This window comes from Alcaligenes sp. Lyrl_28 (assembly GCF_051948705.1).
Classification (GTDB): domain Bacteria; phylum Pseudomonadota; class Gammaproteobacteria; order Burkholderiales; family Burkholderiaceae_B; genus Alcaligenes; species Alcaligenes ammonioxydans.
This window is the reverse complement of sequence record NZ_JAYJLG010000003.1, coordinates 358,535-373,480: the sequence shown is the minus strand read 5'-3', so window position 1 is coordinate 373,480 and position 14,946 is coordinate 358,535. Positions and strand designations below refer to the sequence as shown.

9 protein-coding genes are annotated in these 14,946 nt (G+C 57.2%); 2 read left to right on the top strand and 7 right to left on the bottom strand.

Annotation, left to right across the window (positions count from 1 at the left end):
• Nucleotides 1–175: 175 nt before the first annotated feature.
• The gene (gene metE, locus VF694_RS09415; RefSeq protein WP_440164166.1) at nucleotides 176–2,467 is read right to left on the bottom strand and encodes a 5-methyltetrahydropteroyltriglutamate--homocysteine S-methyltransferase; all 2,292 of its coding nucleotides are present in this window, start codon (nucleotides 2,465–2,467) and stop codon (nucleotides 176–178) included.
• A gap of 111 nt (nucleotides 2,468–2,578) precedes the next feature.
• On the opposite strand from metE, the gene VF694_RS09410 reads away from it, so the two are divergent.
• Nucleotides 2,579–3,490: a LysR family transcriptional regulator gene (locus tag VF694_RS09410; RefSeq protein ID WP_003801333.1), complete on the top strand. Its 912-nt coding sequence runs from the start codon at nucleotides 2,579–2,581 to the stop codon at nucleotides 3,488–3,490.
• A gap of 421 nt (nucleotides 3,491–3,911) precedes the next feature.
• Here the strand turns inward: VF694_RS09410 and guaA are convergent, their stop codons facing one another.
• Nucleotides 3,912–5,498, bottom strand: coding sequence for a glutamine-hydrolyzing GMP synthase (gene guaA, locus VF694_RS09405; RefSeq protein WP_003801334.1), 1,587 nt, complete (start codon nucleotides 5,496–5,498; stop codon nucleotides 3,912–3,914).
• A 161-nt stretch (nucleotides 5,499–5,659) separates the two neighbouring features.
• On the opposite strand from guaA, the gene VF694_RS09400 reads away from it, so the two are divergent.
• Entirely contained in the window at nucleotides 5,660–6,550 is an 891-nt protein-coding gene (locus tag VF694_RS09400; protein WP_003801336.1) for an alpha/beta fold hydrolase, read from the top strand.
• A 228-nt stretch (nucleotides 6,551–6,778) separates the two neighbouring features.
• Here the strand turns inward: VF694_RS09400 and guaB are convergent, their stop codons facing one another.
• From guaB to VF694_RS09375, 5 genes are all read right to left on the bottom strand, one after another.
• Nucleotides 6,779–8,239 (bottom strand): IMP dehydrogenase, encoded by a 1,461-nt coding sequence (gene guaB, locus VF694_RS09395; protein WP_131071577.1) that lies wholly within the window; start codon nucleotides 8,237–8,239, stop codon nucleotides 6,779–6,781.
• Between the two features lie 42 nt (nucleotides 8,240–8,281).
• A complete protein-coding gene (gene purL / locus VF694_RS09390) occupies nucleotides 8,282–12,343 on the bottom strand; it encodes a phosphoribosylformylglycinamidine synthase (RefSeq protein WP_131071576.1) in 4,062 nt (1,353 codons plus the stop codon).
• Between the two features lie 230 nt (nucleotides 12,344–12,573).
• On the bottom strand, nucleotides 12,574–13,167 hold the full coding sequence (gene greB, locus VF694_RS09385) for a transcription elongation factor GreB (RefSeq protein ID WP_003801341.1): 594 nt from the start codon (nucleotides 13,165–13,167) through the stop codon (nucleotides 12,574–12,576).
• 17 nt (nucleotides 13,168–13,184) lie between these two features.
• A complete protein-coding gene (locus tag VF694_RS09380; protein ID WP_240208787.1) occupies nucleotides 13,185–14,033 on the bottom strand; it encodes a PHP domain-containing protein in 849 nt (282 codons plus the stop codon).
• A gap of 6 nt (nucleotides 14,034–14,039) precedes the next feature.
• A complete protein-coding gene (locus VF694_RS09375) occupies nucleotides 14,040–14,936 on the bottom strand; it encodes an alpha/beta fold hydrolase (RefSeq protein ID WP_003801346.1) in 897 nt (298 codons plus the stop codon).
• Nucleotides 14,937–14,946 lie beyond the last annotated feature (10 nt).

Genomic DNA, 14,946 nt, shown 5'->3' with positions numbered 1-14,946 from the left:
TATTTTGTTGCTGCACGGATTGACAGGCAGAGGCTCAACGCAAAGCCCTAGCGCGCCAAACCGGGAGAAGTTCTCTGCCTGGCGTCGCTGCCAGGAAAGTAGTCTGCGCTCTGGCTTATATAGAAAGTCCCAGCATCTGGCCGGGACTGTTTGCCAAACTCGATCCTTGAACCGATCAGACACTTGCCCGCAAGGTTTTCGCGGCGGCCACCATATTGCTCAAGGCCGGAATCACCTCTGCCCACTGACGGGTTTTAAGCCCACAATCCGGGTTCACCCACAGACGGTCTGCGGGCACACGCTCAGCGGCTTTCTTCATCAAATTCACGATGTGCTGCTCGCTGGGGATGTTGGGCGAATGAATGTCGTACACACCGGGTCCGATCTGATTGGGGTACTGGAAGTGCTCAAAGGCATCGAGCAATTCCATGTCCGAGCGGCTGGTTTCAATCGTGATTACGTCGGCATCCATGTGCGCGATCGAGGAAATAATGTCGTTGAACTCGGAATAACACATGTGAGTGTGGATCTGCGTCGCATCACTCACCCCATTGGCAGCGATACGGAAGCACTCGACGGCCCAGTCCAGATAGCGCTGCCATTGCGATTGACGCAAGGGCAAACCCTCACGCAAGGCAGCCTCATCAATCTGGATTACACGCACGCCGGCCTTCTCCAGGTCCAGCACTTCTTCGCGTATGGCCAACGCCAACTGCCGGCAAGACTCCGCACGGGGCTGATCGTCCCGCACAAAAGACCAGTTCAAAATCGTCACCGGCCCTGTCAACATGCCCTTCATCGGCTTTTGAGTGAGCGACTGAGCGTACGTAATCCACTCCACCGTCATGGCATGGGGACGGCTGATATCCCCAAACAAGATGGGAGGCTTCACGCAGCGCGACCCGTAGGACTGCACCCAGCCGAACTGGCTGAATGCGTAGCCCTCCAACTGTTCTCCAAAATACTCAACCATGTCGTTGCGCTCGGCCTCGCCATGCACCAGAACGTCCAGACCCAGCTTCTCCTGCTCACGCACGCTGCGCTCAATCTCGGCACGCATGGCGGCCTGATAGCTGTTTTCATCCAGACGGCCGGCTTTGAACTCACTACGGGCACGGCGAATGTCTGTCGTTTGAGGGAAGGAGCCGATAGTCGTCGTGGGAAACGCCGGCAGATTCAGAAACTGCGCCTGTTTGGCGGCCCGTTGCGCATACTCGCTCTTGCGCTTGCCCTGCTCGGCGCTAAGCCCAGCAACAGCCGCCTTCACCGCTGGATTATGGACACGGGGAGACTGACGACGCGCTGTCAGAGCCGTCAGATTCTCGGCCAATTCTGCCTTGACAGCCTCACGCCCATGAGCCAGGGCTTGGCCCAGAATGCGTAACTCGTCCAACTTTTGCAGAGCGAAGGCCAACCAGGATTTCACATCCGCATCCAGGTTCTGCTCGCTTTCCAGATCCACTGGCACATGCAGCAATGAGCAGGAAGGGGCCAACCACACACGATCCCCTCGTTGGCGTGCGATAGGCTCCACCCAGTCCAGCGTGGCCGTCAAATCCGTTTTCCAGATATTGCGGCCATTGATCACGCCCAAAGACAGTACCTTGTCCTTAGCAAGGAGTGTGAGCAACGCATCCACACCATCCCGATCGTTGATCGCATCCACATGCAAACCCGCCACCGGCAGACCGGCTGCCAAGGCAGTGTTTTCCAGCAGTTGTCCAAAATACGTTGCGACCAGCAGCTTGACGCCAACAGGTTTGAATTGCTCATACGCCTTTTTGAAGGCTTGCTGCCACTGGTCATCCAGCTCGGTGACCAGAATAGGCTCGTCAATCTGAACCCAGTCCGCACCCGCCTCAGCCAGGGCTTCCAACAACTGCACATACACCGGCAAGAGCCGATCCAGTAATGCCAGCTTGTTGGACTCATCCTTGGCTTTACCCAATGCCAAATAAGTAAGGGGCCCAATAATCACCGGCTTGGCGTGAACGCCCTGCTCCTGGGCTTGTGCCAACTGCTCCAGTAAACGCGAAGCGTGCAGCGTAAATTGGGTGTCGGCCTTGAATTCGGGAACGATGTAGTGGTAGTTCGTATCAAACCACTTGGTCATCTCACCAGCTGCCACTCCGCCGCAGCAGGCGCTATGCTCCTCCGCCCCTTGAGCGGACCGGCCTCGCGCGACACGAAAATAATTATCCAGCTCATCACCCTGAAAACCTTGCACACGTTCGGGCAGATTGCCCAGCAGAAAGCTGGTATCGAGAACCTGATCGTAAAAAGAAAAATCCCCTACAGGCACCAGATCCAGCCCCGCCTGATTCTCCCAGTGACGCTGACGCAACTGCGCGCCCAAGGCCTGAAGATCCTCACGCGAAGACTCACCCTTCCAATAGGATTCCAAAGCGAACTTCAGTTCACGTTTGGCGCCAATGCGCGGAAAGCCAAGATTATGAATCGTCGTCATGTGCTGCTCTCAAAGGACGGGGTGAACAAAGAATGACTTGCATTGTAGGAAGCCGGTTCAATGAAGTAAAATGGTCTTATCTCACCAATTCATGAAAATTCTTCACGTAACATGTTAGAGCGCATCCACCTGTCCGTCGTACAGCAAGTCGACAAGCAAGGCTCCCTGACCGCCGCTGCCAATGTGCTGCACGTCACTCAGTCGGCCCTCAGCCACACCATGAGAAAACTGGAACAACAATTAGGCACTGAAATCTGGCGCCGCGAGGGCCGCAGCCTGCAGTTGACGCAGGCAGGCCAGTACCTGCTGGCGGTCGCCAATCGCGTGCTGCCTCAGTTGGACCTGGCCGAAGAGCGCCTGGGTCAGTTTGCTCAGGGAGAGCGCGGATCGCTACGTATCGGTATGGAATGCCACCCCTGCTATCAGTGGCTGCTGAAGATCGTCTCCCCCTATCTGAACGCCTGGCCAGACGTGGATGTCGATGTGAAGCAGAAATTCCAGTTCGGCGGGATTGGCGCGTTGTTTGGCTATGAGATTGATCTGTTGGTCACACCGGACCCGCTCTACAAGCCAGGTTTGAAGTTCGAGCCCGTGTTCGATTACGAGCAGGTGCTGGTGGTTAATACCGAACATCGCCTGGCTACCGCAGACTATGCCAAACCTCAGGACATAGACCGGGAAGTGCTGATTTCCTACCCGGTGGACATAGACCGGCTGGACATCTACAACCAGTTTCTGCTGCCCGCCGGCATCGCCCCCAGACGGCACAAAACGATTGAAACAACCGACATCATGATGCAGATGGTAGCCAGCGGCCGTGGAGTGGCGGCGCTACCGCGATGGCTGGTGGAGGAGTATGCCGAAAAGCTGGACGTGGTACCGGTCAGGTTGGGCAAACAAGGCATCGCCAAACAAATTTACCTGGGTATGCGGGAGACGGAGGCCGTAATTGACTACCTGCAGGCCTTTATGGAGCTGGCGCGGGGGTTTGGGCCCGGAGGACAAGAGCAGAACAAGAAGTAAAGCGCCACTTACAGACGCTTTAATATCCCCTTGTCTGAATCATGAAGCCATGATGCTGACGAAGTAAGTAAGATACGCGTATACCATCGCGCCCCATAGACTGAAAATGCCATCAAGCGCGTTTCACTGCACCCTTTGCGCCCAATCCACAGGCCATGCCTACTGAGGCTGCCCCACCGTGGGACACCGACGATGCGCGCCGGGATTGGCCCAAGCAAGGCCGGAAAACAACTACATCACTAACAAGGACGTGGTGGCAAGCCTGAACTCGTCGGCGAGAGCCATCAACGTACATAGGCTTAATATGCAACGGAAAGAGTCGGGTTCCATTTGCAAAAGCGGATGAATGTAAATAAGCCCGCAGTAATGCGGGCTTATCAGGTTTTATGCCATCAGGAGCACGGTACTGCCGGACGCGGGATCATTCCCACTCAATCGTCGCTGGCGGCTTGCTGCTGACGTCATACGTCACACGGTTAATGCCGCGCACTTCGTTGATGATGCGACCCGAAGTACGCTTGAGCAGCGAGTAAGGCAGTTCAGCCCAGTCCGCCGTCATGAAGTCGGTCGTCTGTACAGCGCGCATGGCAACCACGTACTCGTAAGTGCGTGCATCGCCCATCACGCCGACGCTCTTTACGGGCAGGAAGACGGTAAATGCCTGAGAAGTCAGGTCATACCAATTTTTGCCAGTTTCTTCGTCAACCGTATTACGCAGTTCTTCGATGAAGATTGCATCAGCTTGGCGCAGCAGGTCTGCGTATTCACGCTTGATTTCACCCAGGATGCGCACACCCAAGCCTGGGCCTGGGAAGGGGTGACGATAGACCATGGCAGGTGGCAGGCCCAAGGCCACGCCCAGTTTGCGCACTTCGTCTTTGAACAGTTCGCGCAGAGGCTCCAGCAGCTTCAGGTTCAGCGTTTCTGGCAGGCCACCTACGTTATGGTGAGACTTGATGCCCGTAGCCTTGCCCGACTTGGCCGCAGCCGATTCGATAACGTCTGGGTAAATCGTGCCCTGTGCCAGCCAGCGAGCATTGCTGAGCTTGGCAGCTTCTTCCTGGAAGATCTCTACGAATTCGCGGCCAATGATCTTGCGCTTGGCTTCTGGATCAGTAACACCGGCCAGTTTGCCCAGGAAGCGATCGGACGCGTCGATATGGATGATTTTCAAACCCATATTGTCGGCGAAGGTGCGCATGACTTGCTCGGCTTCGTTCAGACGCAGCAGGCCGTGGTCCACGAATACGCAGGTCAGCTTGTCGCCAATCGCCTGGTGGATCAAAGCGGCAGCAACCGAGGAGTCCACCCCGCCGGACAGGGCCAGAATCACTTCCTCGTCGCCGACTTGTTCGCGAATATTGGCAATGGCCTCTTCCACGTAGTCCGGCATGTTCCAGTCGCCCACGCAGCCACAGATATCGCGCACAAAACGTTGGAACAAGGCAGCGCCTTGCACAGTATGGGTAACCTCAGGGTGGAACTGAACCGCGTAGAAGCCACGATCTTCATCAGCCATACCGGCGATGGGGCAGGTAGGCGTGGAAGCCATCAGCTTGAAGCCGGGAGGCAAGGCGGTGACTTTATCGCCGTGGCTCATCCAGACTTTGAGCATGCCGTGGCCTTCTGCCGTAGCGAAGTCCTGGATACCATCGAGCAACTTGGTGTGGCCGTGGGCGCGCACTTCAGCATAGCCAAATTCGCGCTTGTCGGAGCCTTCGGTAACGCCGCCCAATTGGCGGGCCATGGCTTGCATGCCGTAGCAAATGCCCAGAACGGGAACGCCTGCTTCAAAAACCGCAGCGGGAACTTGCAAAGCGTCGTCGGCGTAGACTGACGCATGGCTGCCCGACAAAATAATCCCTTTCAGGCCTTCTTGGGAGCGGATAAATTCATCGCTGACATCACCGGGATGAATTTCACAGTAAGCACCAGCTTCGCGCACGCGGCGCGCAATAAGTTGGGTGACCTGGGAGCCGTAATCAAGAATCAGAATTCGCTGGTGCATGAAAGTATCGAGCCAATAATAAAGCGGTAAAGGGTCTATTTTACGCTGTGTAGCGCCGCTTAGGGAGCCGTAGAAATACTCCAGGCCGAAATTGTCCTGCATCACTGGCATTCATGCGGCAAGGCAGCTACAGTACATGCAGCCATTTTGGGAGTTTCAGCATGTCTTCGAGTCGTACCCCTCATTCAAACGAGCTCAATGAACACCATGAATCCCGACCTGCACAGGCCGGTCCACAGCAAAGCGGGGGCAGCTATATTCCCGCCTCTGGTGCTGCTGACGAACGTTCGCGTGGCTTTGCCTACGAATGCCAGCAAGATACCGACGAGGTATCGGGCAGCCTGACATTTGTACTGGTTCACGGCGCCTGGCACGGTGGCTGGTGCTGGTCCCGGCTGGCTGAGCGGCTCCAGGCCAAAGGACACAAAGTCTACACCCCCACCTTGACGGGCCTGGGCGAGCGCAGTCATTTACTGGGTCCGGACATCACCCTGAATACCTTTGTGGATGATGTCGCCAATTTGATACGCTGGGAAGATCTGTCCAATGTCGTGCTGGTTGGCCACAGCTTTGCAGGCCTGGTGATCAGCGGCGTGGCCGATGTCATGCCACGTTGCATACGTCATCTGATTTATCTGGATGCCTTTATTCTGCCTAGCGGCACCAGCACGTTTGATACCCTGCCTGAAAAAATGGTGGAGAGCATGATCGCCTCGGCCGGCCAAAGCACGATTCCCGCTGTCCCCCCTCCTCCCCTGCATGCATTGGGACTGCATGCCACAGAGGATCTGCGCTTTGTCGGCAATCGCCTGACTCCACAACCCCTGAGCGTTTACAGATCAGCTTTAGTATTGCAAAACCCGGTCATCGGTAACTCCCGCCCCTGCACTTATATTTCCTGCACGCAGCCGGTGTTTCGCGCAGTAGACACCTCGCGCGAGTGGGCCCGCCAGCAAAAGGACTGGGAATTTAGGGAGTTGGAAACCGGGCATAGTGCGGCTATCACCCATCCCGATTTGCTAAGTCGCTTGCTCGTGGAAATCGCCGACTAGTCAGCCTGCGGGAACGCCGGGACATCAGGTCGATAAAGTTCGCAAAGACGCATTTGCCCGTGCCATCCGCAGAGGAAGGCCTCCATGCAGCGAAAAACATCGCCCGCCACGTTCCCATCCTGATCCATACAGGCGGCCGCCCACTACGGTCAGACAGGAAAGCGGCATGGCAAAAAAAACGCCAACCCACAGGTTGGCGTTTTTTGGCATGAAAGAGACTGACTACGATCAGTCGGCGCGGTAGTTTGGCGCCTCTTTGGTGATCTGCACATCGTGTACATGAGACTCACGTACACCCGCAGCCGTAATTTCCACGAACTCGGCCTTGGCATGCAATTCCTCGATGGATTTGCAACCGCAGTAACCCATGGAAGCACGAATGCCGCCCACCAATTGGTAAATAATGGCGATGACACTGCCCTTGTAGGGCACACGGCCTTCAATTCCTTCTGGGACCAGCTTGTCTGCGTTATTGGAAGGGTCCTGGAAATAGCGGTCCGCTGAACCATCAACCATGGCGCCCAAGCTACCCATACCACGGTAGGACTTGTACGAACGGCCCTGGAACAGCACTACTTCACCAGGAGACTCCTCGGTACCGGCAAACATGCCACCCATCATGCAGGCAGACGCACCCGCAGCCAGGGCCTTGGACACATCGCCCGAGAAGCGGATACCACCGTCAGCAATCAGCGGCACGCCCGTACCTTCCAAGGCCTTGGCGACATCCGCAATCGCGGTAATTTGCGGCACACCCACACCGGCCACGATACGCGTCGTGCAAATAGAGCCTGGGCCGATCCCGACCTTGACGCAATCTGCACCCGCTTCGACCAGCGCACGGGCCGCTTCCGCCGTGGCAATATTGCCGCCAATGACCTGAATGCGCGGGAAATTCTTCTTGACCCAGCGAACACGCTCGATAACGCCACGAGAGTGACCATGGGCCGTATCCACCACCACTACGTCCACACCGGCTGCGGCCAGTTTTTCGACTCGTTCTTCCGTACCATCACCCACACCGACCGCAGCGCCGACACGCAACTGACCGTGGCTGTCTTTGCTGGCCAGTGGATGCTCGGTGTTCTTGACAATATCTTTGACAGTGGCAAGACCACGCAGCTGGAACTGATCGTTCACAATCAGCACGCGCTCCAGGCGGTGACGGTGCATCAAGGCCTGGGCCTCATCCAGCGTGGCACCTTCGTGCATGGTGATCAGACGCTCCTGGGGCGTCATGACATCGCGCAAAGGCAGATCCAGGCGGTCTTCAAAGCGCAGATCGCGGTTGGTGACAATACCCACCAATTTACCGGCTTCCACCACAGGCAGACCGGAAATACCGTGCTGGCGCTGCAGATTGATGGCATCGCGCACCTTCATGGTGGGCGTGACCGTGACCGGGTCAATCACAATACCGAACTCGTGACGCTTCACACGTGCGACTTCACGCGCCTGGGCATCGGCTGTAAGGTTTTTGTGGATGATCCCGATACCGCCTTCCTGTGCCATGGCAATAGCCAGACGCGCTTCGGTAACCGTGTCCATGGCAGCCGAAACCAGCGGAATATTCAGGGTGATGTCCCGCGTAAAGCGGGTGAGCAAGGATGTATCGCGAGGCAGAACCTCGGAGTAAGCGGGAACCAACAACACATCGTCGAAGGTCAGTGCTTTCTTGATGAGACGCATGCTTTATAACTCCGTCCAAAAATCGATTATACGCGTAAGCAATTACGCAATCCAGACCCGAGCGTTGCGAAACATCCGCATCCAGGGAGTAAATCCACCATTTGCCATCTGATCAGCACCCTGATCGGCGGCGCCCCACTGCTCTGGCGTCCAGGACATCATGACGTTGCGCGTCACACGTTCCGGGTGAGGCATCATGATGGTGAAGCGGCCATCTGCCGTGGTTACACCCGTCAAACCGTAAGGGCTGCCGTTGGGGTTCAGCGGGTATTGCTCGGTGCGCTGACCGCGGTGATCCACAAAATGAACTGCAGCCGCTACCTTGGATGCATCGCCCTGACGCTGGAAGTTGGCAAAGCCTTCACCATGAGCCACGGCAACCGGCAAGCGGGTGCCTTCCATGCCCTTGAAAAACAGGGACGGCGACGCAGCAATTTCCACACTGGAGAAACGCGCTTCGTATTTTTCCGACTGGTTACGGGTAAAGCGCGGCCAGAATTCTGCGCCTGGGATCATGGGAGCCAAGGCGGCCATCATCTGACAACCATTACAAATACCCAAACCAAAGGTATCGCTACGTCCAAAGAACGCCGCGAACTGATCGGACAACTGACTGTTGAAACGAATGGTTTTGGCCCAGCCTTCACCGGCGCCCAGCACGTCCCCATAACTGAAGCCACCTACAGCCACCATGCCCTGCATGCCTTCGAGCGATGCGCGGCCCGACAGCAAGTCGGTCATGTGTACGTCCACGGCCTCGAACCCGGCTGTGTCAAAGGCCCAGGCCATTTCGACCTGGCTGTTGCAACCCTGTTCGCGCAAGATGGCAACGCGGGGGCGCTTACCGGTAGCGATGAAAGGAGCGGCAATGTCTTCCTGCGGATTGAACAGAACACGCGGGCTGATACCGGGATCTTCCACATCCTGCCAGCGTTCGAATTCAGCCTGGGCGCAAGCGGGATTATCACGCCGCTCCATGATACGGCGGCTGACTTCGCTCCACTGTTGGGCCAGCTCAACCCGAGGTGCCTGATAAATGCAGGCGCCATCACGGTAGAACTCGATCTGATCGTTTTTATTCAGACCCCCAATGACGTGGGAGTGAGCCGACAAGCCTGCCTCACGCAGAGTTTGCATAACCCGGTCGCGCTGGGCCAGCGGTACTTGAATCACAGCACCGGCCTCTTCATTGAACAGAGCGCGCAAGGTAAGTTCATCCCGCTGTACGGCAACTTGTTCGGCGCGGATCTTGTAATCCCCCCAGTCCGCGGCGTGTGGGTCAATAGTCAACATGTCCAGATTCACGGACACGCCGGTATGCCCGGCAAACGCCATTTCAGCCACGGTGGCAGCCAGACCGCCATCGGATCGATCGTGGTAGGCCAGGATCAGATCCTGATCGGCCAACTGACGGATCACCTTCACAAACGACAGCATGGCCTGGGCATCCTGCATATCGGGGACGGACTGTCCGACCTGATTGAAGGCATGAGCCAGAACGGAGGCGCCCATGCGCTGCTTGCCCTGCCCCAGGTCAATCAGGATCAAGGCAGTATCACCCGCTTTGGTTTGCAATTGGGGGGTGAGCGTGCGACGCACATCGGCCACTTGGGCAAACGCAGTCACAACCAGAGAAACCGGAGAAATCACCTGACGGGATTCGCCGTCCTGCTCCCAGCTGGTGCGCATGGACAGCGAGTCCTTGCCCACCGGGATGGACAGACCCAGGCTTTGGCACCACTGGCTGACGGCCTGAACCGTGTCAAACAAGGCAGCATCCTGGCCGTCTACACCGCACGCCGCCATCCAGTTGGCAGACAGCTTGACGTCTTTCAGGTCACGCACATCGCTGGCGACCAGGTTGGTCAGGGCTTCAGCCACGGCCATACGGCCGGAGGCAGCAGCGTCGATCATGGCGCTAGGGCTACGCTCGCCCATGGACATGGCTTCGCCACGCACACCTTCAAAGTCAGCCAAGGTTACGGCGCAGTCAGCCACGGGCACTTGCCATGGGCCAACCATCTGATCGCGACTGCACAAGCCACCCACGCTACGGTCACCAATGCTGATCAGGAAAGTCTTGTTGGCCACGGTGGGATGACGCAGCACCCGATGCATGGCATCGACCAAGGGGATTTCCGTCAGGTCCAGCGGCTCAGCCACCCCTTGCAGACGTTTGACGTCACGCTCCATACGTGGCGCCTTGCCCAGAATCACGTCCATAGGCACGTCTACAGGACGCTCCTCGATGCTCTTGGGGGTATGCACGTCGTCCACACCAGGCAGACCCTCACCGAACGTCACACGCAACTGGCGCTCTTCGGTAGCCACACCCACGACGGCAAAGGGGCAACGCTCGCGCTGAGCGATGCGCTCGAAACGCGGCAAGTCCTTGGGCAAAATAGCCAGGACGTACCGCTCCTGCGATTCGTTGGACCAGATTTCGGCGGGCGACAGACCCGATTCTTCCAAAGGAACGCGCGTCAGTTCAAAAATGGCGCCACGCTCGGCATCGTTGACCAGCTCTGGGAAGGCATTGGACAAACCACCCGCCCCCACGTCGTGGATAGCAATAATGGGATTGTTCTCGCCCTGTTGCCAGCAGCGGTCAATCACTTCCTGGGCACGACGCTCCATTTCCGGGTTGCCACGCTGCACGGAGTCAAAATCCAGCTCAGCACGGTTGGCACCCACACCCATACTGGACGCAGCGCCACCACCCATACCAATACGCATGCCGGGACCACCCAGCTGAATCAGCAAGGCGCCCACTGGCAGAGGATCTTTGTGAGTCAGGCGATCGTCGATCGAGCCCAGACCACCGGCAATCATGATGGGCTTGTGATAGCCCCAGCGCTGATCGCCAGCCGTTTGTTCAAAGGTACGGAAGTAACCCAGCAGATTGGGACGACCAAATTCGTTATTGAAGGCAGCACCACCAATCGGGCCTTCAATCATGATGTCCAGCGGGCTGGCGATACGGTCAGGAATACCGTGGGAGTCTTTTTCCCAAGGTTCCATTTGTTCAGGAAAGCACAGATTGGACACGGTAAAGCCGGTCAAACCCGCTTTGGGCTTGGAGCCACGGCCGGTTGCGCCTTCGTCACGAATCTCGCCACCGGCACCCGTCGATGCGCCAGGAAATGGAGCAATCGCGGTGGGATGGTTGTGCGTTTCCACCTTCATCAACGTGTGAACCAGCGCTTCGTGACGCTGATACACGGGCTCGTTGGCCTGATCGTTGATACCGGCGTGAAACAGAGTGGCTGGACCGCCCGTCATGATGGCGGCATTATCGGCATAAGCCACCACGGTGTTTTCAGGCTGAGCAGCATGGGTTTCACGAATCATGCCAAACAAGGTCTTACCCTGGCTTTGACCGTCAATTACCCACTGTGCGTTAAAAATCTTGTGACGGCAGTGTTCGCTATTGGCTTGGGCGAACATCATCAGCTCCACATCGTGCGGGTTACGACCCAGACGTGTAAAGGCCTCCATCAGGTATTCAATTTCATCTTCGGACAGCGCCAGACCCATTTGCTCGTTGGCCTGTTTCAAGGTTGCCACGCCACCGCCCAGAATATCCACGGTCTGGATCGGCTTGCCCTCCAGTTGGGTAAACAAGGCCTGTCCGTCAAAATCCAGACCCACTACCGTCTCGGTCATGCGATCATGCAGCAAGTCAGCCAGTTGCTCCAGCTGCGCCTGATCCAGCTCTTTAGCGCCTAACAATCCACGCTTGGGAGTAATGATGTAGCGCACACCGCGTTCAATACGACGGACGGCCTGCAAACCACAGTTGTGGGCGATATCAGTCGCTTTACTGGCCCAGGGCGACACGGTGCCCAGTCGAGGTACAACGCGCAGCACCAAAGCGCCCTTGGGCGGCTGCGGGTCCAGCGCAGGCAGACCATCGTCCAGCAGATCGCTCAGGTGCTGACGGGCACTGGCATCCAGACCGGACTCTTCAGTCCAGACGTAGTATTCATGCAAGGCAAGAATGTCGGCAACTGGCAGTTGACGCTGCTCGATACGCTCTAGCAAACGCTCACGACGAAATGCGGAGAGCACGGACGAACCGGGAAAGTACAGGATTTGGCTCACGATACGGGAGGGGCAAAAAAGTGGGAGAAATAGAAAACACGCCATTTTAACCGGAAGCGACACAAGAGGTCACATCACTAAATGGCGTGCACAAAAAGGAAAATTCAGATCCAACAACGGGCTCGCGACCAGGGTTGCAGACACGATCACCCCGGCAAGCGCGACAGGACGTCTTGAGGGACCGGAGCGATTGGCGCCCCGCAATCTCCAGTACGGGCCAGGCACGGGATTCAAATCGGGCTGTCTCCATCCAGATCCGGGGCGGGGGCAGGTTCAGGGTAGGACACGCTCAGAATATCCAGCTCTTCCTTGCCGGCCGGGGTACGCAACACAACCGTATCGCCTTCACGCGCTTTAATCAGAGCACGGGCAACCGGTGAAATCCAGCTGATACGCCCTTGCAAAGGCTCGGCCTCGTCCACTCCCACAATCGTGATGGTGAACTCTTCACCTTGGCTGTCGCTGTACACCACAGTTGCACCAAAAAACACCTGATCCGGGTTCGGCTGCAAGCCGGGGTCGACCACTTCCGCAATTTCCAGACGTTTAGTCAAAAAACGGATGCGACGGTCAATTTCACGCAGGCGTTTCTTACCGTACAGGTAATCGCCGTTTTCTGAACGATCGCCATTGGAGGCGGCCCAGGAGACGATCTGTACGACTTCGGGGCGTTCTTTGTTCATTAGATGGCTCAATTCGCTGCGCAAACGGCGATAGCCCAGAACCGTCATATAGTTTTTGGTGCCGCTAGGCAGCGCGCTAGCCGGCGTGTCCAGATCGTCGTCATCGTCCTGATCGGACTCTTTTACAAAGGCTTTATTCATCGTTTTGATTGCTCCTGCTACAGCCACTCATGCCAGACAGGCTTCAACCCCGAAGGCAAAGGCGGCAAACCGCCCAAATCAATCCGCCCTTCACGGGGGCCATGAAAATCCGACCCGCAAGACACTTCAAAACCATAACTGCGCGCCACCTGGGTATACACACTGTATTCCTGAGCAGAGTGACTGCCCGTCAACACTTCAATCCCGACGCCCCCCAATTCCAGAAACTGGCTATACAAAGCATGACTGCGGGTGTCGTCCAGCTCATAACGTCCCGGGTGAGCAATAATGGCTTTACCACCCGACTCGCGTATCCAGCCTACCGCTTCCTCCAGACTGGCCCACACGGTTTCGACCGCAGCAGGTTTACCATCAGCCAGGTAACGACGAAAGGCTTCGTTCATATCGGCACAATATCCTTGCTGCACCAAAAAGCGCGCAAAGTGCGTTCGGCTGATCAACTCCGGGTTGGCTGCAAAGGGCACTGCGCCTTCGTACGCGTCAGGAAACCCCAGCTGCGCCAGACGCTCGCCCATTTGCCGGGCGCGCTGTCCACGACCAGCACGCACGTCCTGCAAGGCCTGGTGCAGCGGCTCGTGGTCCGGGTTCACACCCAAACCCACAATATGGATGGTTTTGTTCGCCCAGGTAACGGAGATTTCCACCCCGTCAACAAACCCCATTCCCAACCGCTCGGCATGGTGCCGGGCCTGCTTGAGGCCACCGATTTCGTCATGATCTGTCAGGGCCCACAGCTTCACACCGTTAGCATGCGCACGCTCAGCAAGTTCTGCGGGGCTGAGCACCCCATCTGAATAAATGGAATGGCAATGCAGATCAACGGGCAGGCAGGCCTGAACACTCATAAGGGGCTATCCAGCAAGAAAGTAATCGATGTGGTTGATCTGCTCGGCATTGCGCAGCATGGGCGCATGCCCCACCTTGGGGATGGTCACCAGTTGGGAATTCGGATTGCGCTGCAACATTTCCTGCGCCACCTCTGGTTTCAGCAGATCAGACTCCTGACCGCGCATAATCAGAACCTTGTCTGGCAAACCCTCATAAGCCCCCCAGAGCAAAGCCTGCGCTGCTTCCAAGTCCACATCCGCCTGCTGGGCAAAGGCTTGTGACAAGCGCAAGTCATAATGACGACGCCACTTTCCTTCATGCTCCACAAACACGTAACGGGACATCTGTGCCCATTCTTCGGCGGAGTGTTCCCCAAACGAGGCCGAGACAGACCGCACATAGTCCACCGCCTGCTCGAAAGTCTCAAACTGAACGGCTTGGCCCACGTATTCGCTGATGCGCTGCAGACCTGTCAGATTCAGCGCCGGCCCTACATCGTTGAGCACCACCCGCCCTAAAGGCAGTTGCAAAGGCGCTGATGCCAAGCCTGGGCCGGGGCGTGTGGGTCGCAGCAAGGCCGACATGGCTTGCGCACCTTGCAAGCCCAGCGCAATCAAGCCCCCCATGGAGGTACCGACCCAATCCAGCCGTGCCGGCTTCACGCGGGCGATCAACACGAGCATGTCAGCCACGTATTGCGGGATGGCATAGGCGGCGGGGTCAATCAGCCAGTCCGAGCGACCTCGTCCCACCACGTCAGGAGCAATGACGCGATAGCGGCTGGACAGCCGCTGAGCCAGCAGGTCAAAATCCCGGCCTGTACGCGTCAGCCCGTGTACGCACATCAGGACCTGATCGTTATCGGGATCGCCCCACTCCCAGTACGCCATGCGATGCGTGCCTGCGGCACTGGCACACATAACCCAATTG

What these genes read in the sequence shown, in the direction of transcription:
- metE (WP_440164166.1), bottom strand. Translation starts at nt 2,467, where the DNA reads ATGACGACGATTCATAATCTTGGCTTTCCGCGCATTGGCGCCAAACGT.
- VF694_RS09410 (WP_003801333.1), top strand. Translation starts at nt 2,579, where the DNA reads ATGTTAGAGCGCATCCACCTGTCCGTCGTACAGCAAGTCGACAAGCAA.
- guaA (WP_003801334.1), bottom strand. Translation starts at nt 5,498, where the DNA reads ATGCACCAGCGAATTCTGATTCTTGATTACGGCTCCCAGGTCACCCAA.
- VF694_RS09400 (WP_003801336.1), top strand. Translation starts at nt 5,660, where the DNA reads ATGTCTTCGAGTCGTACCCCTCATTCAAACGAGCTCAATGAACACCAT.
- guaB (WP_131071577.1), bottom strand. Translation starts at nt 8,239, where the DNA reads ATGCGTCTCATCAAGAAAGCACTGACCTTCGACGATGTGTTGTTGGTT.
- greB (WP_003801341.1), bottom strand. Translation starts at nt 13,167, where the DNA reads ATGAATAAAGCCTTTGTAAAAGAGTCCGATCAGGACGATGACGACGAT.
- VF694_RS09380 (WP_240208787.1), bottom strand. Translation starts at nt 14,033, where the DNA reads ATGAGTGTTCAGGCCTGCCTGCCCGTTGATCTGCATTGCCATTCCATT.
- VF694_RS09375 (WP_003801346.1), bottom strand. Translation starts at nt 14,936, where the DNA reads ATGTGTGCCAGTGCCGCAGGCACGCATCGCATGGCGTACTGGGAGTGG.